This window comes from Aquimarina longa SW024 (assembly GCF_001401755.1).
GTDB classification, from domain to species: domain Bacteria; phylum Bacteroidota; class Bacteroidia; order Flavobacteriales; family Flavobacteriaceae; genus Aquimarina; species Aquimarina longa.
The window spans coordinates 162,843-186,359 of the sequence record NZ_KQ474099.1 but is presented as its reverse complement, the minus strand read 5'-3'; the positions used below and the strand labels follow the sequence as shown (position 1 = coordinate 186,359).

The 23,517-nt window shown below is 33.0% G+C and carries 13 protein-coding genes and 2 tRNA genes; 4 read left to right on the top strand and 11 right to left on the bottom strand.

The features are described from left to right. The 4 genes from N456_RS09900 to N456_RS09885 form a co-directional block, all read right to left on the bottom strand. A complete protein-coding gene (locus tag N456_RS09900; RefSeq protein WP_062056431.1) occupies positions 1-438 on the bottom strand; it encodes a hypothetical protein in 438 nt (145 codons plus the stop codon). A 38-nt stretch (positions 439-476) separates the two neighbouring features. Continuing rightward, positions 477-1,745: a hypothetical protein gene (locus N456_RS09895; protein WP_062056429.1), complete on the bottom strand. Its 1,269-nt coding sequence runs from the start codon at positions 1,743-1,745 to the stop codon at positions 477-479. Between the two features lie 208 nt (positions 1,746-1,953). Next, entirely contained in the window at positions 1,954-4,593 is a 2,640-nt protein-coding gene (locus N456_RS09890; protein ID WP_062056427.1) for an AsmA-like C-terminal region-containing protein, read from the bottom strand. A 114-nt stretch (positions 4,594-4,707) separates the two neighbouring features. Continuing rightward, positions 4,708-5,415, bottom strand: a complete 708-nt coding sequence (locus N456_RS09885) for a queuosine precursor transporter (RefSeq protein WP_062056425.1) — start codon at positions 5,413-5,415, stop codon at positions 4,708-4,710. 110 nt (positions 5,416-5,525) lie between these two features. Here N456_RS09885 and folK point away from each other — a divergent pair, with 110 nt between their 5' ends. Then, the gene (gene folK, locus N456_RS09880; RefSeq protein WP_062056423.1) at positions 5,526-6,662 is read left to right on the top strand and encodes a 2-amino-4-hydroxy-6-hydroxymethyldihydropteridine diphosphokinase; all 1,137 of its coding nucleotides are present in this window, start codon (positions 5,526-5,528) and stop codon (positions 6,660-6,662) included. Between the two features lie 16 nt (positions 6,663-6,678). Here the strand turns inward: folK and N456_RS09875 are convergent, their stop codons facing one another. Further along, positions 6,679-7,212: an RNA methyltransferase gene (locus N456_RS09875; RefSeq protein ID WP_062056421.1), complete on the bottom strand. Its 534-nt coding sequence runs from the start codon at positions 7,210-7,212 to the stop codon at positions 6,679-6,681. A gap of 288 nt (positions 7,213-7,500) precedes the next feature. On the opposite strand from N456_RS09875, the gene mutS reads away from it, so the two are divergent. The 3 genes from mutS to N456_RS09860 all read left to right on the top strand — a co-directional run bounded on the left by mutS (position 7,501) and on the right by N456_RS09860 (position 10,452). After that, positions 7,501-10,092: a DNA mismatch repair protein MutS gene (gene mutS, locus N456_RS09870; RefSeq protein ID WP_062057447.1), complete on the top strand. Its 2,592-nt coding sequence runs from the start codon at positions 7,501-7,503 to the stop codon at positions 10,090-10,092. A gap of 181 nt (positions 10,093-10,273) precedes the next feature. After that, positions 10,274-10,345, top strand: a tRNA-Gly gene (locus N456_RS09865). Between the two features lie 23 nt (positions 10,346-10,368). Beyond that, positions 10,369-10,452 (top strand) — tRNA-Leu (locus tag N456_RS09860). A 408-nt stretch (positions 10,453-10,860) separates the two neighbouring features. Here N456_RS09860 and N456_RS09855 read toward each other — a convergent pair. Genes N456_RS09855 through N456_RS09830 form a run of 6 tightly spaced genes read right to left on the bottom strand, consistent with a single transcriptional unit; the run spans position 10,861 to position 23,476 of the window. Beyond that, positions 10,861-13,101, bottom strand: a complete 2,241-nt coding sequence (locus N456_RS09855; RefSeq protein ID WP_062056419.1) for a tetratricopeptide repeat protein — start codon at positions 13,099-13,101, stop codon at positions 10,861-10,863. Then, entirely contained in the window at positions 13,098-13,856 is a 759-nt protein-coding gene (locus N456_RS09850; protein WP_062056417.1) for a hypothetical protein, read from the bottom strand. The genes N456_RS09855 and N456_RS09850 overlap by 4 nt, the downstream gene beginning before the upstream one ends. Positions 13,857-13,873: 17 nt before the next feature. After that, on the bottom strand, positions 13,874-15,199 hold the full coding sequence (locus N456_RS09845) for an ATP-binding protein (protein ID WP_062056415.1): 1,326 nt from the start codon (positions 15,197-15,199) through the stop codon (positions 13,874-13,876). Positions 15,200-15,211: 12 nt separating this feature from the next. Then, positions 15,212-16,450 (bottom strand): Tle-like phospholipase domain-containing protein, encoded by a 1,239-nt coding sequence (locus N456_RS09840; RefSeq protein WP_062056414.1) that lies wholly within the window; start codon positions 16,448-16,450, stop codon positions 15,212-15,214. 7 nt (positions 16,451-16,457) lie between these two features. Beyond that, on the bottom strand, positions 16,458-17,921 hold the full coding sequence (locus N456_RS09835) for a contractile injection system tape measure protein (protein ID WP_062056412.1): 1,464 nt from the start codon (positions 17,919-17,921) through the stop codon (positions 16,458-16,460). Next, positions 17,918-23,476 carry a hypothetical protein gene (locus N456_RS09830; protein WP_062056410.1) on the bottom strand — a complete coding sequence of 1,853 codons (5,559 nt, stop codon included), beginning with the start codon at positions 23,474-23,476 and terminating at the stop codon, positions 17,918-17,920. The genes N456_RS09835 and N456_RS09830 overlap by 4 nt, the downstream gene beginning before the upstream one ends. Positions 23,477-23,517: the final 41 nt, after the last annotated feature.

Sequence of the window (23,517 nt, the reverse complement as noted above, 5' to 3'; positions counted from 1 at the left end):
CTAGAAATTTCCATTAGCGCCTATTCTAATTTTTTTAATTATTTCTTCAAAATATAAGATACCCCAAATAATTTTTTCGGTATCTGCATATGGAATAAATTCTGAAATTACAGTTTTAGTGTTTTCAAGAGCTTCTGAGGTTGCTATATGTTGCTTGTTAAGCGATTTTAAATGACCCGAGTTTTCTTGAATCCCGATGTCTGACATTCTAACATTAGCTTCATTGGTCAGTGCTAGGTATGGTAATATGGTTATGATTTCATTAATACGATCTGCATATAATTTAGTGAGTTCCCCTTTTTTTAAGCCTTCTAACTCATCTATAGTATGAAATTTTTTGATTAAAACTTTTTGATCAAAAAATACATTTTTCTTTACCTGAGAGTAGTTAAAATTTATAATAAAAAGAGTAAAAAAAATAATATTGAATAGTTTCATTATGCGAAAGATTGTTTTTTTAGTAGAATTTCTTTGATTTACTGCATTACAGTATAGTTTTCAGATTCCTTTAGTGTAAATTTTGGATTTTTTTCGTTAAAGGGATCTGTAAATACATCATCAACGCTTCTGAAATGATTTGTATACATATTATATTTAAGCAATTGATCTGTTTTTATTTCTGTGTTATATTGTGTTATTACTGTTTTATTGTGTACATTAAAGATGCTATTTTCTAATGAAAAATATTTTTGAAGATCTTCAATAGATTGATATGTTTTATCAAACTTTACAATATTAGCAAAACCAGAAATCCTCATGTTAGTAAGCGCAATTTTAGCTAAATTCTTGGATGAAATAGCAGCAGTTGTATGTTGATAATTGCTATGATTAGATAAATTTACTAAGGTTGCATTTTTGATACGGATACTTGATACTGATTGGATATTGACAAAACCTTCTTTTTTATCATATCCATCTGTCTCAATAGCGTAAGAACCACTAGTATCGCTAATGTAAGGGTGTCTAATGGCTAAAATAGTATTGAGCTCTCCCTGATATCCCAGTGTAAAATCATAATCATCGTCTTTTGCTTTGTAGGAAACTAGGTTTGACATATTTGCACTACCTCCAAAACATTCAAAAGAATCATCTGCCGAGAAACTTACCATTATATTACTTATGATAGAGTTACTGCCTAATGAATAGAGAGATAATCCATTTAGCTCTTTAGACTGATTGATTTTTTTTCCTGCAAACTCGATTCTAACATAGGTCATAATAGTTGTTAATTCGTCTTCTTTATTTCCTCCATATGATGAGTACTGAGGTAAAAAATTTCCTTCTATTATTTTAGACATAGCAGGAGAATTAATTTTACCAGATCCAATAATTACAATACCTCCCCAATCTCCTGATTTTCTGGATTTTTTTGGTTTATTAGAAGTAAATACTATAGGAAATCCTTTTGATCCTTTTGCAATCAATTTAGATCCTTTGGTAATTATAAGGCTAGCAGTATTTTCTGCATCACATCTAATAATAGTTCCTTCTTGTATGGTTAATATCGTATTATCGGTAACATAAACATTTCCTGATAGTAAATATGTGACATCATTTCTTAGGTATAAATCACGATCTATTATAGTGGGGAGTTTTTCTTCTGGTTTTGGGTAATCTTCATTATTAGGAGCAAAATTCGTCCATGTTTTGGTCCATTTCATTTGATTACTATTAGTTTTTGTTTGTGAAAATGAAATAAAAGAAACTAATAAAAAGATAATCAAACTAAGAGTTTTTGATTTCATAATTTAGAGGGAGTATTTAATTTTGGCTATAAAATTATGATTATAAAGGCACTTTTATTATAGATGTAAGATTACTAAATTGTTATTTTAGTTTTATTAACAGTATTGTTAATATAGCCTTAAGGATTATTTTTTAACAAAAATGACATGATAATTTTATCATGTCATTACTCTAAGTATTTAAAAATATAATGATTCTATTATAGATTTAATTATCTGTTTTTGTAGAATCTTTTTTCTTTCCAAAAAGACCACCAAAAATATCTTTTGCAGTGTTTTCTATTACTTTTTCAGTAGTATTTTTTGAGTCAGTTTTAGAAGAATCTGTTTGTTTTTTAGATTCCCCAAATAGATCTGTTAGTAGCTCTTCTCCTTGTCCTATAAGTTTATCTTTAACTTTAGCTTTTTGGTTATCAACGATCTGTTGTGTGAGTTTTTGTATCGCTTGATCAGTATTTAAATCTATTTTTGGATTTTTGAAATTTCCTGATATCCCGATTGGTAATCCAACAGTCATAGTATTGGCCTCTTTTTGATCAAGTTTAGATAATAAGTTACCGATTTCACTTCCTAGATATTTAGCTGGTACATCAAGTTTTATTGTATAGTTCATGTTCTGGTCAAGACTATGATCTCCTCCAGCGGTAATCTTTATTCCTTTTACATCAAACTCAAAAGGTTTTACATTAACTTTTCCATCATCAAAACTCAGGTTAGTTTTAATATTTTTTAGATTTAGTTGATCTATTTCTATAAAGTTAAGTTGATTATCTAGGTTCGCTAAAAAAGGAGTTTTGGTAGTAGAAATCTGAGCATTAAGAATTTCTGCTAATGCCTTCCCTTTTATTGAGGTTAGTACAGGAATAAGGCTTTCATTAAGGTTTCCATTTAGGTTTATTTTGGTACTTAACTTCCCTGTTAGTGTTTTTGCGATAGGAGCTAAACCTTTTATAAGTTCTAAATTAGTAAAGGATTTAACAATGTCTATTTTGCTTAAATCCAATGCCATATCAAAAGTAGGTACTTTGGACTTAGTAGAGACATTACCATCGATGGCGATTCCTCCATCAAAAATAGAAGACGTTACATTTTGTAGATAAGCAGTTTCATCTTTTATTTTTACGCTCCCTTTAGTATTTTGTAGCTCTAGATTGTCATAGAAAACTTTTTTAGTATTGAAATTTAGAGTAGCATCTAGGAAAGAAGGGATTCTCATTGTTTCATCTGTCGTAGTAGTTTTGACCTTTGCTACTTTCTTTTCAGGTTCTGATTCTTGCTCGTTAATCATAAAATCATCTACTGCAAAAACGGAAGAGTTTACATCAAAATTCCCTTTTAGATCTTGTTTAGCAAATAAAAAGCCCATGAGATTATCAATAGTTCCTTTAGCGGCTAGATCTGATCGCCCTGTAGTAGCTTCCATATTGTCTAATGAAATGGTTTTTTGGTTAAAACTTACATTAGCTTTTTCTATTTTTATTTCATTTGGGATATCTGTAGAAGCATATGTAAATTTAGATATGCTAGCAGTACCTGAACTTTTTATATTTTGATATTGTTCTTTTTCTAAAGCTTGCATGTCAAACTTTGTTTGGATATCAGCTTTGACAATTCCATTTAATTTTTGTTCGAGTTGTAGTGGGTACGCTTGATTAAGGTTAGCCAGATTTAAGGTTCCTTTTAATAGCATATCTACAATCATGTTTTTAGTGAGATTATGTAAGCTACCTTTGGCTGCAAAAGAATCTTGATCTATCTTAAAAGTCAAATTATTGATATCTACATAAGTATCATCTACTAATCCCGTTTCGTTTTTGATCTGTGTATCTATATTAATATTTTTAACTCCTTTTGGTAAATCAGGATATTTAAAAGAAGCATTATGCGATGCAATTTTAATATCCATTTTAGGGATATGTGTATCATCAGCTTTCCCTTTAATATGACCATTAATAGAGAAATCTCCATTAGTTTGTATACCATCTAGATTTTTAACGTAGGTTTCGGGAATTACAGCTAGGAAATTTTTAAAATCTGAGGAAGGTGTTTTAAAACTAAGATCTATATCAGTATACTTTTTAAATAATTGAACATATCCTGCAAACTCTAATGGTAATCGATTGATTAAAGCTTTATTTTCTTTAAAAGAATACCGTTGATTTTTAAGATCTAATTCGATATCAGCATCTAGCTGCAATTTGTTTTTATTTAAGTATTTGGTATCACCTAAGCTGAATGATGCTTCAGTACTGGTTAGTGTGTTTAAAATTATTTTGTCACCAGATACAGAGCCATCACCGCTATGATTAAGATCAGTTATCATTAGATTAGTTTTGCTAACGTCATCTTTAAATAAAACCTTACTATGATTTATTTCATAATGATCTAATGCAAAAGTAAAAGGAGCGCTTTCTTTTTCAGGTAGTTCTTCTGAGGTCACTTCTTGTTTTTTAGCAATATCAATATTAGAATTTCCTAATGAGTCAGTTTTGATCGCAATAGTAGCTTCATCAATTATTATTTCCTGAACACTAATAGGTTGTGAGGAGCCTTTAAATAATTCAGGAATAGACATGTCCAAAGCGATTTTTTTTGAATATGCTAGAGTATCTCCTTCAAATGGAGTGTAATTAATAATTGATAATTCATCTATTGTAATCGATGCTTTCGGGAAACTTCTAATCAGGCTTATATCTAGATTAGCAAAATCTACTTTGGCATGTACGTGTTGATTCACTAGATACTTTACTTTATCTTGGATGGTTCCTTTAAATAAAAAAGGAATGGCAATGATTGTTATGATGATTAGTAGTAGAAATATACCAAGAATTTTAAGAGCTTTTTTCATCTGAGTAAATAATTAGTTAGGTTATGCTTACTTTATAAGTAAATAACTTTTATATAAAGTAACGATATACAAAGATACTATGTTACCTTTTGTAAGTTAACTATTTGTTAGATTTTAAATTTCTAAAGCTATTTCATCACCCTGTGATAACCTAAAACGTTTTCTGATTAAGTATACGAACGTGTATAAAATAGGAGTGTCTAAAGCGGCGACTAGTATTTTAAATAAAAAACCATTGAGTAATAATACTCCAAAACGATCCCATTCTAAGATCCCCGCAGAACAGAGTAATAAAAGAACAGTTAGTGTATCTATAAATTGAGAAGAAAAGGTAGAGAAGTTGTTTCTAATCCATAGATGTTTTCCTTTAGTAATACGTTTCCAAAAATGAAAAACCTGAATATCTATATATTGTGCAAAAAGATACGCCATCATCGATGCAAATACAGCAATCACTGTAGCTCCAAAAACTTGATCGAATATAGCATCATTCACAGGAGACCAAGTTGTAGCAGGAACAGCTGTAGAAGCATATACAATAAGTAGTGAAAAAAAAGATGCAAAAATACCCGCTGTAACAATCTGATTCGCTTTTCTTTTTCCAAAGATCTCACTGATAATATCGGTAATCAAAAAAGTAATAGGATAAGGTAAGATTCCTACAGAAATTTCGAAAGTATAGATGCCAAAAAAATCCCAATAGAAGAATTTTTGAAAAATAAGATTTGATACGACTAATGATGAAATAAAGAGTGCACCAAGTATGAGGTATATTCTATAAGCAATACGTTTGTCTTTTAATTCCAGAGAAGTTTCTTTCAAAATGAATAATAGTTAATAATAGTTCGTGCAAAAATAAGGCGAAGTGATTTTGTTTTACTTATTTTGCCCTTAAAAATAAGGACTTCTCACTAGAATATAAATATCCAGCTTTGAAAACACCTCATCTTATACATATTTCATTAGGTAGTAATGTCGGTAACCGTTTAAGTTTTCTACAAAATTCGATTAATGAGATATATAAAACTATAGGAGATATCGTTTCTCTTTCTAGAGTATATCAGACACCAGCATGGGGATTTACTAGTAATGATTTTTATAACGCCTGTATTGAAGTATCTACTTTTCTTTCTACAACTCAGGTGTTACACATACTCATGGATATCGAAAACTCTTTAGGTAGAAACAGGACAGGAGGCAAAGGGTATGAAGCTAGAACTATCGATTTAGATATTATTTTTTCATCAGAAGGATGTATAGTGACCAAAGAATTGATTGTGCCACATCCTGCAATGCAGCATCGGAAGTTTGTATTAGAACCTCTTGCAGAGATTACGCCAGATATCATACATCCAGAACTAAAGCAAACAGTACAGCAATTAGTAGAAAATACTTCTGATGATTCGATAGTGTCATTGGTAACAGATACACTAAAAAACCCAAAAGAAGTATACACCTTAGCTCGATTTCAATATCTTACTATAGAAGGAAATATTGGAGCAGGAAAAACGAGCCTCTCTGAAATAATTGCCAAGGAGTTTAATGCAAAACTTATTTTAGAGCGTTTTGCAGATAATCCCTTTTTGCCAAAATTTTATGAAGATATGGAGCGGTATGCTTTTCCTTTAGAAATGTCTTTTCTGGCAGATCGTTACCAACGCTTACAGGATGATATTGCGCAGTTTGATTTATTTAAAGATTTTGTTATAAGTGATTATGATGTGTTTAAGTCTATGATTTTTGCCAAGGTTACTTTGCAATCAGAAGAATTGATACTCTATAAAAAAGTATTTGATTTGATGTATAAAAATCTAACAAAACCTGGGTTATATGTATACCTCTACCAAAATACAGAGCGCCTCTTAGAGAATATTAAAAAGAGAGGTAGAGATTATGAGCAAAAAATCTCTGCAGAATATCTAGATAAAATCAATAAAGAGTATATGCAATTTATAAAGACACAATCCCAGGTTAAAACTTTAGTCCTAGATGTATCAGAACGAGATTTTATAGCAGATCGATCAGATTATATTTGGATTTTGGAGCAAATCAATACATGTTCTTTATAAAGGAAGCATCTATGTTTTATAAAGATAGCTTGCTAAATAGATCCCATATGACTACTCCGGCACTAACAGAGATGTTAAGAGAGTGCTTACTTCCATGCTGAGGTATCTCGATAACAAGATCACTTTCAGAAACCACATCTTGATGAACACCTTTAACCTCATTGCCAAAAATGATAGCATATTTTTGATCAGTATCAGGAGTAAAGCTATTTAACATAGTTGCATTTTCTGCTTGTTCTATAGCCAGAATTTTGATGTTTTGTGATTTGAGGTTTTGAACTACTTCCAAAGTATTTTTTTGATGTTCCCAGTCTACGGTATCTGTAGCACCTAATGCAGTTTTTTGGATATCTTTATGAGGAGGAGTGGCAGTAATACCACAGAGGTAGATTTTCTCAATTAAAAAAGCATCAGCGGTTCTAAATACAGATCCAATATTATTAAGACTTCGGATGTTGTCCAAAATGATAATTAAAGGCGTCTTAGGAGCTGCTTTGAACTCTTCTACACTCTTACGGTTTAGTTCGCTATTTTTTAGTTTTCTATTCATTAAGTATGGATACAGTTGCTTTTTTTAATAAAAAGATGTTGAAATTTTCGTTCAATCTCGCCTCAAAGGTATTGTTTTTATCATTAGATATCCATTTTTTAGAATATACCAAAAGAAAAATACCGGAGGATGATACAAGAACTTTATTTTCTGAAATATCATTGTGAATAAAATTGAATAACTCCTAGAGACGATAGTTTTAAAAAAATACGAGAATAGCTACTTTAGCATAATTCATAAAACTACAATCCATTGGCAGCAAAAAAAGGTAAAAAAGTAACCCCATTAATGAAACAGTACAATGCTATTAAGGCTAAGTATCCTGATGCAATGTTATTATTTAGAGTAGGGGATTTTTATGAAACTTTTGGAGAAGATGCAATTAAAGCAGCTGCTATTTTAAATATTGTACAGACTAAAAGAGGAAATGGAACCGATCAAGAAACAGCATTAGCTGGGTTTCCTCATCATTCTTTAAACACCTATTTACCTAAGCTCGTTAAAGCAGGTGAGCGTGTAGCAATCTGTGATCAATTAGAGGACCCTAAACAAACCAAAACAATTGTAAAACGAGGAGTAACAGAATTAGTAACTCCTGGTGTAGCCTTAAATGATGAGGTATTACAGAGTAAGACTAATAATTTTTTATGTGCTGTGCATTATGGTAAACGAGAGTTAGGAATAGCATTTCTAGATGTGTCTACAGGAGAGTTTTTAACGGCACAAGGAGATGTTGCTCATATGGATAAACTAATGCAAAACTTTAGTCCTAGTGAAGTTTTGATTGCTAAGCCTAAGAAGAAAAACTTCGAAGAAGATTTCGGAAAGGACTTTCATACCTTTTTTATAGAAGATTGGGCATTTAAAACAGATTATGCCAATGAAACAGTTAATACACATTTTGGAACAAAAACTCTAAAAGGTTTTGGTGTAGATCATTTACAAGAAGGGATTATAGCAGCAGGTGTGATCTTACATTATCTAGGAGAAACACAGCATCATAAGCTACAGCATATTACAACAATTCAGCGTATTGCAGAAGACCAATATATTTGGATGGATCGTTTTACAATTCGTAATTTAGAATTATACCATGCCAATGCCGCAAATGCAGTAACGCTACTAGATGTTATTGATAAAACAATCTCCCCAATGGGTGGACGTACGTTAAAACGATGGTTGGCATTACCGCTTAAAAATAGTACAGCTATCGATAAGCGTCATGAGGTAGTACAATATTTTTTGGATAATGCTATACTACATCAAAAAATCCAGCATCAGATTAAGCAAATAGGAGATATAGAACGATTGATTTCTAAAATCGCTACTGGGAAAGTAAACCCCAGAGAAGTAATTCAATTAAAAAATTCCTTAGAAGCTATTGTGCCTATAAAAGCAAAAGCATCAGCAAGTGATAATGATGCATTAAAGGTAATAGGAGAGACTCTTAATGATTGTAAATTATTACGTAATAAAATTAAAGAAACATTAAACGAAGAAGCACCTGTAAACATCCTAAAAGGTAATACCATTGCCGATGGGTATTTAGATGAGCTAGATGAATTGCGATCGATAGCCTTTTCTGGTAAGGACTATCTCGATAAAATGCTAGAGCGAGAGACAGAAGCTACAGGGATAACCTCTTTAAAAATAGCCTCTAATAATGTATTTGGATATTATATAGAGGTAAGAAATACGCATAAGAATAAAGTGCCAGATACATGGATACGTAAGCAAACACTAGTAAGTGCCGAACGATACATCACAGAAGAGTTAAAAGAATATGAGGCTAAAATCCTCGGTGCCGAAGAAAAAATACTAGTATTAGAACAACAATTATTTAGTGATCTAATTGTATGGATGAACGAGTATATTAAACCAGTACAATTAAATGCCACTTTAATCGGGCAATTAGATTGTTTATGCTCTTTTGCACAGCTTGCTACAGAAAATGATTATGTACGACCAATGATCAATGATTCATATGATTTAGAAATTAAAAATGGTCGTCATCCAGTTATCGAAAAACAATTACCATTAGGAGAACAGTATATCGCTAATGATGTATCACTTAATAGAGATCAACAACAGATGGTAATGATTACAGGACCTAATATGAGTGGTAAATCGGCGATATTACGACAGACGGCATTGATGGTATTATTAGCACAGATGGGATGTTTTGTCCCTGCGGAAGAAGTGAAACTAGGAGTAGTAGACAAAATATTTACTAGAGTAGGAGCAAGTGATAATATTTCTATGGGAGAATCTACATTTATGGTAGAGATGAATGAAACTGCGAGTATATTAAATAATATATCAGATCGTAGTCTGGTATTATTAGATGAGATTGGGAGAGGTACCAGTACCTATGATGGGATCTCTATTGCTTGGGCAATTAGTGAATTTTTACATGAGCACCCATCAAGGCCCAAAACATTGTTTGCGACACATTATCACGAGTTAAACGAGATGCACGAAACTTTTGATCGTATTAAAAACTACAATGTATCAGTAAAAGAATTAAAAGATAACGTTCTCTTCTTGCGTAAGCTAGTTCCTGGCGGGAGTGAGCATAGTTTTGGGATCCATGTAGCTAAAATGGCAGGAATGCCTCAGCAAGTACTTTACAGAGCTAATAAGATGCTAAAAAAGCTAGAGAAATCACATAGTAGCGAAGAACTTACTGATAAGATCAAAGCAGTACAAGAAGACGATGATTTACAACTAAGTTTTTTTAACTTAGATGACCCATTATTAGAAGATATCAAAGAAGAGATTTTGCATATTGATATCGATACACTCACTCCTGTAGAAGCGTTGATGAAATTAAACGAAATTAAACGTATGCTAACTAAGAAAAAAACATCTCAGGTATAAAAAAAAGCTCAAAATACCTAATTGGGCTTATGATTATATTTTTTTAAGGTTGTTAAAATGCTTATAAACTGATGGTTGTTGTTTTTTTTTATTCTTTTTTCAAAAAAAACTTTGGTATTCCTAGAAATGTATTAAATTTGCATCCGCAATAACGTATTGCGAAGTTCTTAAAAAAATAACTGCGAAAGTAGCTCAGGGGTAGAGCATCACCTTGCCAAGGTGAGGGTCGCGGGTTCAAATCCCGTCTTTCGCTCTGAGACAATATATACATACCAAGCTGAAGTGGTGGAATTGGTAGACACGTTGGACTTAAAATCCAATGTCCATTAGGACGTACGGGTTCAAGTCCCGTCTTCAGTACAAAAGCCTTATAGATTTTCTATAAGGCTTTTTTGTTTTTTAGATAATAGGCTTTTGGATTAAGCGAGATCATGGATCATTCTAAAAAAGTTATGTTTCCCTAAATATTCTAATGTACCTAAATAGCGTATACTAGGTTTAACTTATGGATGCTCTCACTATTTTTATATATGGGAGCTGTTCCCTAGAGGATGAATACCAATACATGAAAATCTATACCATCAAGCCCCTTACTTCCTGCTTTTTTTGGAGGAGAATCCATCTATTTTACAACACCTGTAGATATTTCTGGTTAAGATCAGGGATAATAGGATCTACCCGCTCCATGTAATAAATCCAGTTTTTTGATCAGACATTAAATAGAATACACTTAATGTCTTACTTTATAATTGAAGAGGTGTTATTTTTTTAATCTGTAGTACTCCTCTTTTTAGTATTGATATATTTTTCTCTGAATTTTATTAAATTGATTTGATCTCCTATTAATATGTATGCTATAGAGATCGCTTTGTATATTTCTAGAAGTTCTACGATATCTTGTTCCTTCTTGTTGAAACTTTCATGATATTCGATTACAGCTTTCAATTCAGAAACTGCCTTATAGATTTTTTTTTGAGCCAAATATGCTTGTCCTTTCTTTTTTTTATACAAAAAAATGATTCCTGTATTATAAGCCGAAACTTTTTTTTGTTGATAGATCTTAATCAGTTTATTCAAATACCTAATTTCTTGTTCATAATCCTTTAAGCTATGGTAAGCTACGGCTATATCATCAAAAATGATATCGTCCCAATCATAGAACCCATTATTCTCACGAAGTACTTTTTTACAATAAAAAATTACATTTTTGTGATCCCCTGTATTTTTATAAAACCAAATAATTTTACTGTGCCTATCCAAATGATCCAAGGGAGACAATGCTGCTTTTTCAATAGCAGTACTATTTTTTTTATGAAACTTCTCTGCCATGGCTAGGTCACCATTGATCGTATACCAATCTGCTATATTCTGGTAGTTTTTAGTTCTATTCCCATAAAAGAAATCAAAGGAGGAGCTACTTTCTATCTCTTCGTATATTTTTGAAGCTTTTAAGTAATACTCTAGTGTTATTTTTGTGTTCTTAGAGTAGTACAGATCTCCTAGCTCAATATATAGTTCTGCTAATCTATAATCTACTGAGGTTAATTTGGCTTCAAAGATTTTTTTGGTTTTTTCATACAGCTTTTCTTTTTCTGCTTTTGGAATCCAATTTTCTTTTGCTCGTTGATGGTATAGTTCTCCTAATAGAAATTCTGTATCTTTTATTTTTGATGCCATTACAGCCGCTAAGTCATAATATTTTTCTGCTTCTGAAATATGTTCTCTATCTTTTCTTTTTAATTTCATTCCATCATACCATGCCAATCGATGAATATTTACATGTGAACTGTATAGAGATGCAATTTGTAACAAATTATACACCACAGCAGAACTGATTGTTTTTTGTTCCTGATAGATATCAAAACTTTTTCTAAAATAGATTCCTGCCCTTTTAAAATCCTCGTCTATTATTAACAAGATATTTCCTAGATTCTGATAGGATCGTGCTACAGAAAGTATATCGATATTATCTGTGTTTTTGTAAATAGACAGTGCTTTCTTTTGATATGTTATAGCAGTATTCCCAATGTCGTTTACGGTATCATATTCATAATCTAAACCAGAGGTTACCATTTGCACATAGCTTTTTATATATAAATCGGCTAATTGTTCAGAATAATAGGCTAGTAAATTTTTAGGCAGGTTATAGGTATTTATATTTTGAACAATGATTTTATAAATCTCTATTGCTTTTTTATAATCAAACAATAATAAGTGCGCTCTGGCACGTAACTGATAGTTTTTAATATTTTCTAGGAACTCATTTTTTCCGAGTTCTATGAGTTGCTTTCCTTTTCTGTATTTATTATGGGCTTTGTTATCAATTTCTTTTAGGGTTTTATCACCTAGTATTTTAACTACTTTTTCTACATCTCCTTTTATAAATGCTCGATAGGCTTCGATATATAAATCAGATGCAAAATCTAGGTTCTGATTTGCTAATTCTATGGATAGTGCATACAATTGTTTTTCTAATTCTTTGACCCTAGTATTTAAAAAGGTTTCTGCTTCTTTGTAGTTGTTTATGACCTGCCCAAATTTTTTCTTTAATTCCTGTATATTTCTTTGACTACTTTGTGTATCAGATCTTAGTTTTTTGATGATTGCATTTTTTTTGGCATATAACGCTTCTTTACTAATGCTGTACAACCTTATTTGCGCTTCTGCCAATTTTCCTTTTTTTGCCAGAAAAATACGTATAGGCTCACTCCTCCCTAAAGTAATGGCTTGTATATCTCGGGTGTTTACAATCTCATATCCTGCTTTTTCGACTGTTAGCCTTAAAGAAGTACCGTTTTCAATACCTACAAAATTAAGTTCGAATTTACCTAAGTTATCAGTACTAGAAGGTTTGGTAAAAGGGGCGGTTACAAAAGCATTTGGCACATATTCTATGGTACCGCTATTGTATCTGCTATTGTGAATAGATAGTTGTCCTTTTATTTTTATTTCTTGTGCACTAAGTGACGATAATAGTATACATATAATAAAGAACAGGAGTTTATTCACGGTTTTTTAGGTTTTAAAAGAATGGGAAATTCTGTTTTTGTCTGAATAGGAACGTCTGCCATTTCAAACATTTCAAACCCATTTTTTAAGGCTCTTACGGTTTGATATTTTTGTTGTAAAGATGGAGGAACTTTTAAATGAAACTCGCCATATGTATTAGAGTATGTCGATGTTCCCAGAATACTTACCCTAACACTATCGAGTACAGCTCCAGTTTCAAAATTTTTTACTATTCCTTTGATCTCTGATAATCCCTGCAAGGTAACTTCTAATGGGATATATCTCCCTGCTATCAGGTGATAACTAGAATCGGGATTAATTGCATAATAGGGTTCTCCTTTTGGATCATGAAACATAATATGTACAGGCGGATTTTTGTCAAAAAAAACATCAGGTATTTGTTTAAAAGTAGCCTCTCCTTTTGCATTGATTTTTTCGACTACTATGGCATCACCATAAATCAATTTTACCTCACCTCTGTTGGGTAATACCAAGTCATCTTTTCCGTTTTTACCATGTACCAAAACGGTTATATATTTTGCTGCTTGTGTTTTATGGCTATAATATATCCAAATAGAATATACAGACATTAGAGATACCAATGCCATAAAGAGTATGATGATTAAAAAAGACTGTTTTCGGGTTAATTTTGCAAAAATCTTTTTTTGAATTACACTCCTAAACAGGATAGCAAATACACCTATGGCTAATCCTGCTAATCCTGCAATACTGCCCCATTCTTCAATAAAATTCATATATTTATTTTTTAAATTTATAACCTGTTTTCGAATAACAAATCTATTTTATTAAACTCCTGACTCAGGTTTTTGATAAGAATGTCACTGGTGATTTCTTTTGTGTTAGTAGCCAGTGTATCTATAAAACAGGATTGTACGATATTACTGATTTGTGAAGCAGAAAACTCATAATGATCAACTAGTCGATCCATATCAATTTCTGGAGATAGGGGGAGTTCTTTAGGTATTGTCTTCTCCCATATGAGTTTGCGTTCTTTCTTTGCTGGCATAGGAAAATAAATTAGAGATTGAAATCGGCGCATAAAGGCACTGTCTATATTTTGTTTGAGATTAGAAGCCAGTATGACCATCCCGTTATAATTTTCGATGCGTTGTAAAAGATAGGCTACTTCTTGATTTGCAAAACGATCATTAGAACTACTGGTTTCTGTTCGTTTACTAAACAAAGCATCGGCTTCATCAAAAAAAAGGATCCAATTTTTATGTTCTGCCTTTTTAAATACACCCGACAGGTTTTTTTCTGTTTCTCCTATATATTTAGATACCATAAGCGACAGGTCTATTCTAAACACTGGTCTGTTAGCACTTTTACCTAGTAAGCTTGCCGTAAGGGTTTTTCCTGTGCCAGAAGGGCCATAGAACAGGGTTCGGTATCCTTTTTTGGCTCGTTTTCCTAGTTCGGGATGTGCCTGTAGTGCTTGGTTATAGTTCAGCCAATTTTGAAGGTCATTTAATTGTTCTTTGGTTTTTTTAGAAACAATTAGATCTTCCCACTCCATTGTGGTGGTGAGTTGTTGTGCAGGAAAATGTGGGCTTAACGCTGGGGGTTTCACTGCTCCATACATAAGTAATTGCACCAGTTCTTCATGGGGTAACAATTTACCACTAAGCGGAGGGATATTGTCTGCTACGGGGTCTAGCGATACCAGATTGTTTTTTGCCAGTTTACTTTCTGGAAGTAATAGAGTAGCTACTTCTTTTCTTTTTTCTGGATCACGTGCTGCGAGCAGAAATATTGCTGTCTCTGCGGTTGGGATTACGCCTCTGTGTGGGGTTTGGGTGGTTCCCCCAAACTCTGTGCAGATCACATCGAAGTTGGGATTTTTTGCTAGAAATATATCTAATGTTTGTGGCGAAAAATAGGGGGTAAGGGCTAATAACAGGATTACTTGTTCCTGAAAATTGAGTTTGTACTTCTTTACAATCTCTAGTAAGGCGCCATCCTCAATCTGTAGTTGGGTGTTATAAAGTTCATCCAGAGCATAGTTTTCTGTATTGTTGATGTTGGCAACATGTAGTTTAACAACTATATCAATTATATTTTTTATGGAAGTTATCATTAAATAAAGGTTTTATTTTTTCCATGAATTTTTTTCCATTAAATCTAATACGGTATCCATTCCATGACGATTTAATCCGTTATTAAAATCTACAGCAGCTCCTAAAACTGGATTTACCATCCATAATGGTACTGTACTAGGATCTCCATTTTCTAGTTTATACTCATCCCCTTTATTTACCCCTGCACCAAAAACTGTAGTAAATGTATTTAGAACGTTTAAACCCTCTCCTTCCACGATAATACTAGATGCATCTTTACCTCTATTGCTTAAAGGGTGGGGACTGTATTCAAAAGAATTAGTGAAATACGAAAGACCTGCAGGATTAAAACCGATAGATTCTCTACCTGTAACAACCGAATTTGCATGCGCTAATCCTCCACCTAAAGAATGACCTACCATCGTTAATTCTGCATCACCTAAATTATTACTAATCAATTTTGCATTATCCATTGATAGATTATACTGAGCACTCGAAAATATAAGATTTGAAGGGCTTCCTTGTTGAAAATTATCTTTGAAATCGATAAGCTCATCTGAACCACGACTTACATAAGCGTACGCAATAACTCCTCCATTTTTATTTAATTTTTCATATAACCTAGATTGAAAACCTATCTCATTATTCATATAAATTACCCCAGGTATTTCACGTCTAGATGCTCTCCAACCTCCTTGCAATTCTCTTGTGTTTTCTGGATTATCATATACATCTTTAGCCATTAAAGCAGCTTCAAAAAAAGTAGGGCGTTTTGTAGCATAAAATCGATCTACATCTGCAGAAGTAATTCCAAATGAAACAATACCATGATCTAGAAAATTTCTTTGGTATGATGCTAATTTTCCATGTTTCTCAATTACATATTTTAAAAAATCACTATTAACTCTCATTCCTGATCGTAATTTCTTAAATATATAACGATCAAAATAAATGCCTTTTGCTTTAGCTAGCTTACTTTCCATTAAAAGCGCAGATTCAAATGTTATATTAGCAGATTCTGATTCGTTAAGATAGTTTTGATAATCAAGGTTATTATCCATAGGTGGAAGATGAGTTTCATGTTTGGGCGACGAATCATAAACAAAACTTCCTACTTTAGCATATTTATCTCTAATATATGTATAAAATCGAATTGTTTCCTCTATCTTAGAATTAACAGGATTTTTTTTATCCCCAACTATTTGATCAATACTTTTACCAGAAGTACTTGCTTTATTATTACTTTGTTGTTTTTGTGCTGGTATGTACATGATTTATTTATTTCCACTCCACATGCAACATATCTTCCATCCAAGAATACTTAATCATGGAAATACCCCATTTTTTTAAGGGAAGAAGAATGTCTAACGCATGTGGTGTTATTGTTAATACATATTGCATTTTTGTTGTTTGGCTTACTTTTGCCGATCGTTTTAAGAAATCGTTTTGTAAACCTGCCCATGTGCAATTTCTCATAGGCTTCCAGTTTTGATGTATTGCCTCTAGTAATGCGTCCATTTCTTTTTGTAGTGATTTGGACGTGCTAAAAAGCTCAGTTTCCTTTTTATCTAATACAGGTAATACTTCATCTAGTGGATAGCCGACTAAAAGTTTTGCTACAAATACCTCATCTTCTGTTGGCCTTTCATTGCCAGATGTCAGATAATGGAGCAGGTATATTGCTTCTACCTGAGAGGCTTCGTTTACCCACTGGTATTTTTTATCGAGATACCCCAGATTTTTAAACAGAGAAGGAAAGAAGGGATTAAGCAGTACAATCCCAGCATAGTCTGTATAAACTGCTTCTACTGGTGATGTTTTATCTTTTGTGTCATCTGTAATCTCTGTTTTATTGATGATGGAGGCTAAACCTTCTTGTTCCTGATTACAATTTTCAAGAAGTACACGAAGCTCGGGTAAAAAATGATGAGCTTTTGAAGCTTTCTCAGGAATCACTTTTTTTACAATTATTTGCAATTGCTCTCTGAATGCAGTCGCATTTTTATTGTTTTTTAGAAATACAGGAAATATGGCTATCCACTTTGTAAGAGGAATAGTTTGATCTCGCTGTACTACCAAATACTGAATAATCGGTTTATAGATATTTTCTTTTTCTTCGGTCATATCCAGAAGGATATTTATAAATCTGTAAACCCGTTGATCCGTCAATGTTCTTACCCATTCATTTAATAGCACAGGAGAAGCCTGACGAACAAAACGGGTAATGGCTTGGGGGTAATTTTTTAAAAATGCAGCAAAACCTAATGTCTCTTTAAGAGTTACCTTTTTGTCAAGCCATATTTTTTCGAGATCTCTATAGGTGTTTACTTCTAAAGCGGTTTTCCACCAGGGTAGTGTACCATGAGTAAGAAAATGTTGCATGATATCAACAATCCTTTTGGTTTTAGAATGAGGTGTTACACCTGTTTCCATAAGAAATGCTGTATTCGTGTCAACCATATCTTTTACAGGATTGATACAGGTTACAATCTTGTCTGTAATGGCTTTACTGATATCTGTAGTCCAATCTGTAAAAGAGTCTCGTTTTATGGTTAATGCTATACTATCTACTGCTAGATTTTGCTTTCCAAAATCATAGTTTTTCAATTGTTCTAAAACCAAAGGCATCACTGATTCTTTCATTTCTGTGGTACTTTTGTTTAGAAACTCCTGTGGATGGGGATGTTCATCCATATAAATATCTAGCTTTAGCTTTTGTATGACAATGTTTTTAGAACTCATTTATTGGTGATTAACCTGTTTAAGGATGCTCTAGTTACATTAATGGCATAGGCTTGCTCTTCATCATCTTGATGCATAGTCAATTGAACGGATATGGTTTCTTTATTACTAAAATCAAGGGACAATTTTGGGTTTTTAGCTCGTGATATAAAAACATCATCTATTCTCCAGACATACGTACTGACAGTAGGATAGTTTGGTTTAGCGACTACTTTATACAATCCTTCAGATATTTTTTCTACTTCGGTAAGGCTAAAAACGGGGTTAAGATTAATGACTCTGATACGTTCTTTTATTTTTGTTCCATCTTCTGCACTAAAGACGAGTTGGTATACTTCACTAGGTAGATCAGCCATTGTAAGCTGGATTTTACCATCTAAGGTAGATTTGCCAATTTGCTTATTGTCAGAATCTGTTAAGATCAATTTTCCTGATTTTCCTGCAAATTCAAATGAAAAATATTGTGAGGTATCGGTATAATCAAATATGAGGGTGTATTCATCATGTACAGTAAGAACGGGTTGTTTTGTAGCACTGTTTATAATAGCTAACGTTGCTTTATCAATAGTAAAAGAGATATGCTGTTTTTTATACGTTATGCTATATACCACTTGATAGGTTCCTTTGCCGTAGGTATCAAAGAGATGTTGTATATCTAGTTTTTCTAGACTATTGTTATCGTTAATTTGTAGACTTTCTATGGTTTGAAAGCCATAGTCCAATACTTTCTGGATTTCTCTGATGCCTCCGATGGGTGTACACCTCATTTCATATAGATCTTGCTCGATTAGAATAGTAGGATTTTCTACTTTCTTTCCATTTTGATAGAGCAATATTGTTGGATCTTCCTGGATCTGTTTTGGGATTAGGGTGAAATCTATTATAGTTTCTCCTTGTTTATTTTTGTATGAAATATAAAAAGGTCCTATGGCTCCTATCTGATATAAATCGTTTAAATCTAGTTTTTTGATATACTGATCATGATCAGTTGTAAACAGGTTTATTATTTTTTGTTCACCATTGATGTTTGTCCAGAGGTTGGCGACTCCTTCTTTAGGGTGTAATCTAGCTGAATATATAGAACTTTCGTTTTTCATACTCAAGGCATAGGGAGTAGTGTCTAATACATTCCCATCTTCTAATATTTCTATTGTTGGTGATGGTGGAGGCGCGACTAGCAGTATAGTTATCTGTGTTTCTATCCCAGAATGTCTGTACACAAAAGTGTAGTATTGATCATCTTGATAAATAGTTGTTTTGTCTCTATCTATGGTGAGATGAGTAATTTTTTCATAATACGCTATAGTACCATACGGAACGTTGTTTATGGATTCTGTACTTTCTGGAGTGTCCGCAGAAATACTTGTAATGACATCATCTCTTTTATATACTGTAAGAGATCCTTTAGGGACATCAAATTGTATTTTGAAACTCCTGATTTCTGAAGGGATCATTATAACATTGTCATTGTTAGGAGGGATTTCTGTTTTCTTATGGAAAACTTTGGCAGAGAGATCAAGGTATAATTCTAGATTACCATGGGTAGTCTGATCACCTAGTTGATAGGTGATATGATAGTTGCCAGCGCCATATTTAGTATAGATATCAGAAAGTAATACATTCTCTGCTTTGTCCTTACTAATTAGAGTTGGTGGTAGTTTTTTGGTTGCAGAAGACAGTAGCGCAGTACCATATGTTTTTACTCTGTCATTATTGGAGATAGATCTAGGTTCGAACTGTACAAAATGATCATCCCATGTTTTATTCGAAATACGGAATATGTCATCTGTTGCGGTGTTAAAAGTTAATATTTGATCCGAATTTCCTATCTGTATATGAATAGGAATGATTTCTTTATTGACCTTAATGATTTGTTCTACCAATTGTTTTTTTACTTGGTATACTATGCGGTATTCTCCTGCACCTCCATAATTAGTGATTAATCCTAACTTATTTTTTTCAAAATATTTGTTGACATTAAAATAGTGTTGAGTAATCTGCGCAGACTCTTTTATTAGATTCCAGTTTTCTTTTTCCCACTTATAAACACTTAGTAATCCTCCTGTTTCACTAATCTTGATGTGATGAATATCTGTTTTGGTATCTTCAAAAGAGAGCGTTCCGTTTAAGGCAGAAATCCCTTTGTCATCGGCATCATAAAATGTAAGCTTTAGTTGACATGAGGTATTCAATTTAGTGACTAGGTTATTTTGTAAATCGAGGATAGAAGCTCCTAATATTGCTGTCGTATCGTTGGGCATTAACAGATGTTCGGTTTGTAGTGCTTTCTTAAGAGGATCTGTAAACTCTGTTCTGTTTTGAAAATGATGAGGTTGCATTTTATAAACACCTTTTTTCCAAGCACTATACTCTTTTTCAAAATTTCTTCCACAGCTACCGTTCATCCATTTAAAATCAATGACAATATGGGCAGGGGTTTCCAGTTGAATCAACCGTTCTGTAAATTTTCTAAAGGCTTCACTTTTAAATCGGTCTGCCTTATTGGGTAAAACGATGGTGATTTTAAAAGAGTAGGGGTCTTTATCTGCATCATAGATAAAAGTACCTTTGCTACCAGTTCGATTGGTCAACTCCAGAAAGGTACTGTCCTCGGTTCGGGGGCGCAAGAGGATGTGTTCTACAATATGCATCCCTTCTTTATCTGTTCCTTGATCTCCAGTTCCGAAAATAAATTCGTTTCCAGTGGTTTTTATGCCTAGCAAGCGGCATAAACGAAGCTTATAAGACCCGATAGTATCATCTTGCCAAGCACTAAGGGTAGTGAGTTGTTTTACTGTTGTATCAAATGCATTGTAGCGTTCACCACTTACTTTTTTATAATCTTCGCCAAAAGAAATCTTATCATCAATAAGTCGTACCAATTCTTCTTCTCTCTTTTCTTTATAGAGTCCTGTTTGATTAACATTATTAAGTAGCACTTTATGCTGATCGAATAATTGGGTAGCGTAGGCTTCAAAACTTTCTCCAAAACGTGCTAACAGATGACTTAGAAAACGATTTCTTCGACTACCAAAATCTTTTTTGGCGTCATTTTTTAATATACTTTGATAACCATTGTTATTGTTCGGATCTTGTTTAAAGGTTTCCCAGGTATCATTACTCTGTACAAAATCCTTGAATAGAGACTGTACATCTGGTACATCATACAAAGGCTGATAAGCATAGGTGCCTTCTATATCTCGATTATAAGAAAAAAGCTCGGGTAGATGTGCTACTTGTTTTAAGTAGTTAGACAGTAACTGTTCAAAAGGAAGTAAGTAGGCTTTAAGTTGTTTAGCATTTGCCTTACGTTCTGTAGTTGCATCTAGCGGTAAACCATACGCTCCAATACCATATACTTCTGGAAAATCATGTTGGATAGATTTGTAAGCTTCAATCTCCATATCATTTCCCAAAGGAACAGATACTTCATAATAGCTAGAATCCGGAATCTGGGTTGCTTTACGTTGCTCGCGTTTTTTTGCATACCAGTCTTTGATTGCTTTTTTATCTAGGAGTTCTGTTTTTTCGTCTATTTGAATCGTTATACCCGATTTTTCTAGACTAAAACGAGGTTTATAAATGTCACTATTGGTTAAACTAAGACAATTAATCACATTGCGCCCCATCAGACGGTTATCGATATAGCTGGATATGTTAAAATCTTCTACGGCGGTTACGCCATCTACATCCATTATAATCTTGATCAGATCAGAAGTATATACTACCGATTTTCGTTGTAAGTTATCTAGTTCTTTATCTTCTATAAACCCATGTTGTAGTAAAGGGCCATTAAATAACTGATCAAACTGATAGCCTCTATCTACCATCTGACTAAGGCTATTAAATGAAATAAAGGGATTTAGAAATTGATCTATCTTAAAATAGATTTCGGCTAAGGTTTTGTTGGCATTAGTATTGGGAGCCAATAGTACATTCCCGAAAAGAGCAATCTCCTGAACTCTAGATGCTGTAAATTTTGAAAAATCCTCTCCTAGATTTCTATACTTTCCTAAATACGACCATAGATTTTTAGGTTGATCATATAATAGCTTAAATACACGGTTTAATTTTTCGAGGTATTGATGATACATCCCTGTTGTAGAAGTAGCAATTGTATCCATACGGTTATATATGGAATTCTCTAAATCTATTTGTTCTTTAAACAAGAATCGATAAACCTTTTTAAGCTCTGATGATACCTTATAATTATCTGGTAAAGTAGCATCAGGTTCAAAGGTAATTCGAGTTAATAACTTGATTGTTTTTGGTTTTTTACCCGGCTTTGTAATGGTAAAAGAGGATTGAATGTCAAATATATTTTCGGTATCATCAATACTTACATTGACGGCTTTTTCAAAAGCAGTCACTGGATCATACCCTGTATAGTTTCTTTTTACTCCGTTAGAGAGTTCGTTCCAATCTAGGAAATTAACTGTAAAAGGATATGTTTTTCCTGCAATAGTAATTGAAGAACGAATATCCGTTTTTAATTTTATAAAAGCTGTGATAGGGTGTTTGTCAAGTATCAGTTCTGCATAGTATTCGTAGAAATAATCATCATAATTAAGCTTGTCTACCGCAATAAAATAGTTTTCTCCTGGCTGTATTTCTTTGTATTGTAGTGCTGTAGTAGCGTTGTTGAGATCTACATTGCGTAATGACCATTGTATGTCATCCCAATAAGGGAGCAGTACACTTATGGTATACTGGTTTGTTCCTACGGGAATTATTTCTTCAAAATAATTTTGATTCAGGTCTTTTAAATGATTGAGGCTATTGTTAGGGTCTTCTTCAAACTCTAACTGAATGTTATATAATCCATTTAAGATAATAGGATCTACATGTTTATATTTTATAGTTCTGCTATAGCTTTTGGTAGGTTGTCTGTATATGGAACTGGTTGAACCGATATGACTTTTTGAAGGAGCAGACGCAGAGTTTGTAGTTGTATGTTGTACACTAGAATTTTTCTGTATTGAAGTACTTTTTTCGAATGTTACAGCGGTAGTCTTATCTTTTTCGGGCTGTAAATTCTGAAGAGTATCTAATGCGTCTATCTGATTAAATAGGTGTTCGTCTTTAAAGTTTAAAAAACTGTCCTTTCCATTTTGTGATACTGCAAAAAATGGAATTTCGGTATTTTCGGCAATGACAGGAAATGCGTTTCTTAATAATAATCGAGGTGATGTTACTGCATTGTTTGATACAGGAGGCACATATTCGGGGTGTGGCATATCGAGTAATACCTTTCGTAAATCTTTGATAGAAACAGGATGATTAGGGAGTACTGCATCTGCCAGTGGTAAATCAATATCTAGTGATTTACCGCCTTTGTACCCTGCCAGAATATCATCGACTCCAAACGAGGTGCGATAGCTCAAATCTGCAATACAAAACGCCAATACTTCGAGTTGTGTAATTCCTGGATCAGAACTGTTATGATCTGACCATAACTGACCGGCAAGTGCTGTAATATGCTTGCGAGCTTCTCGCATCAGGGTATCAAAATCAAAAGTTTGATGAAAAGTTGTTTTTTTTGTCGTCGTACTCATGGTGTGTTCTATTACTATTGGCGTCGCTTTCGTCTTTTTGG

Bases quoted from the DNA above. Each gene is read 5' to 3' on its own strand.
- N456_RS09900 (WP_062056431.1), bottom strand. From the start codon at position 438: ATGAAACTATTCAATATTATTTTTTTTACTCTTTTTATTATAAATTTT.
- N456_RS09895 (WP_062056429.1), bottom strand. From the start codon at position 1,745: ATGAAATCAAAAACTCTTAGTTTGATTATCTTTTTATTAGTTTCTTTT.
- N456_RS09890 (WP_062056427.1), bottom strand. From the start codon at position 4,593: ATGAAAAAAGCTCTTAAAATTCTTGGTATATTTCTACTACTAATCATC.
- N456_RS09875 (WP_062056421.1), bottom strand. From the start codon at position 7,212: ATGAATAGAAAACTAAAAAATAGCGAACTAAACCGTAAGAGTGTAGAA.
- mutS (WP_062057447.1), top strand. From the start codon at position 7,501: ATGAAACAGTACAATGCTATTAAGGCTAAGTATCCTGATGCAATGTTA.
- N456_RS09850 (WP_062056417.1), bottom strand. From the start codon at position 13,856: ATGAATTTTATTGAAGAATGGGGCAGTATTGCAGGATTAGCAGGATTA.
- N456_RS09845 (WP_062056415.1), bottom strand. From the start codon at position 15,199: ATGATAACTTCCATAAAAAATATAATTGATATAGTTGTTAAACTACAT.
- N456_RS09840 (WP_062056414.1), bottom strand. From the start codon at position 16,450: ATGTACATACCAGCACAAAAACAACAAAGTAATAATAAAGCAAGTACT.
- N456_RS09835 (WP_062056412.1), bottom strand. From the start codon at position 17,921: ATGAGTTCTAAAAACATTGTCATACAAAAGCTAAAGCTAGATATTTAT.
- N456_RS09830 (WP_062056410.1), bottom strand. From the start codon at position 23,476: ATGAGTACGACGACAAAAAAAACAACTTTTCATCAAACTTTTGATTTT.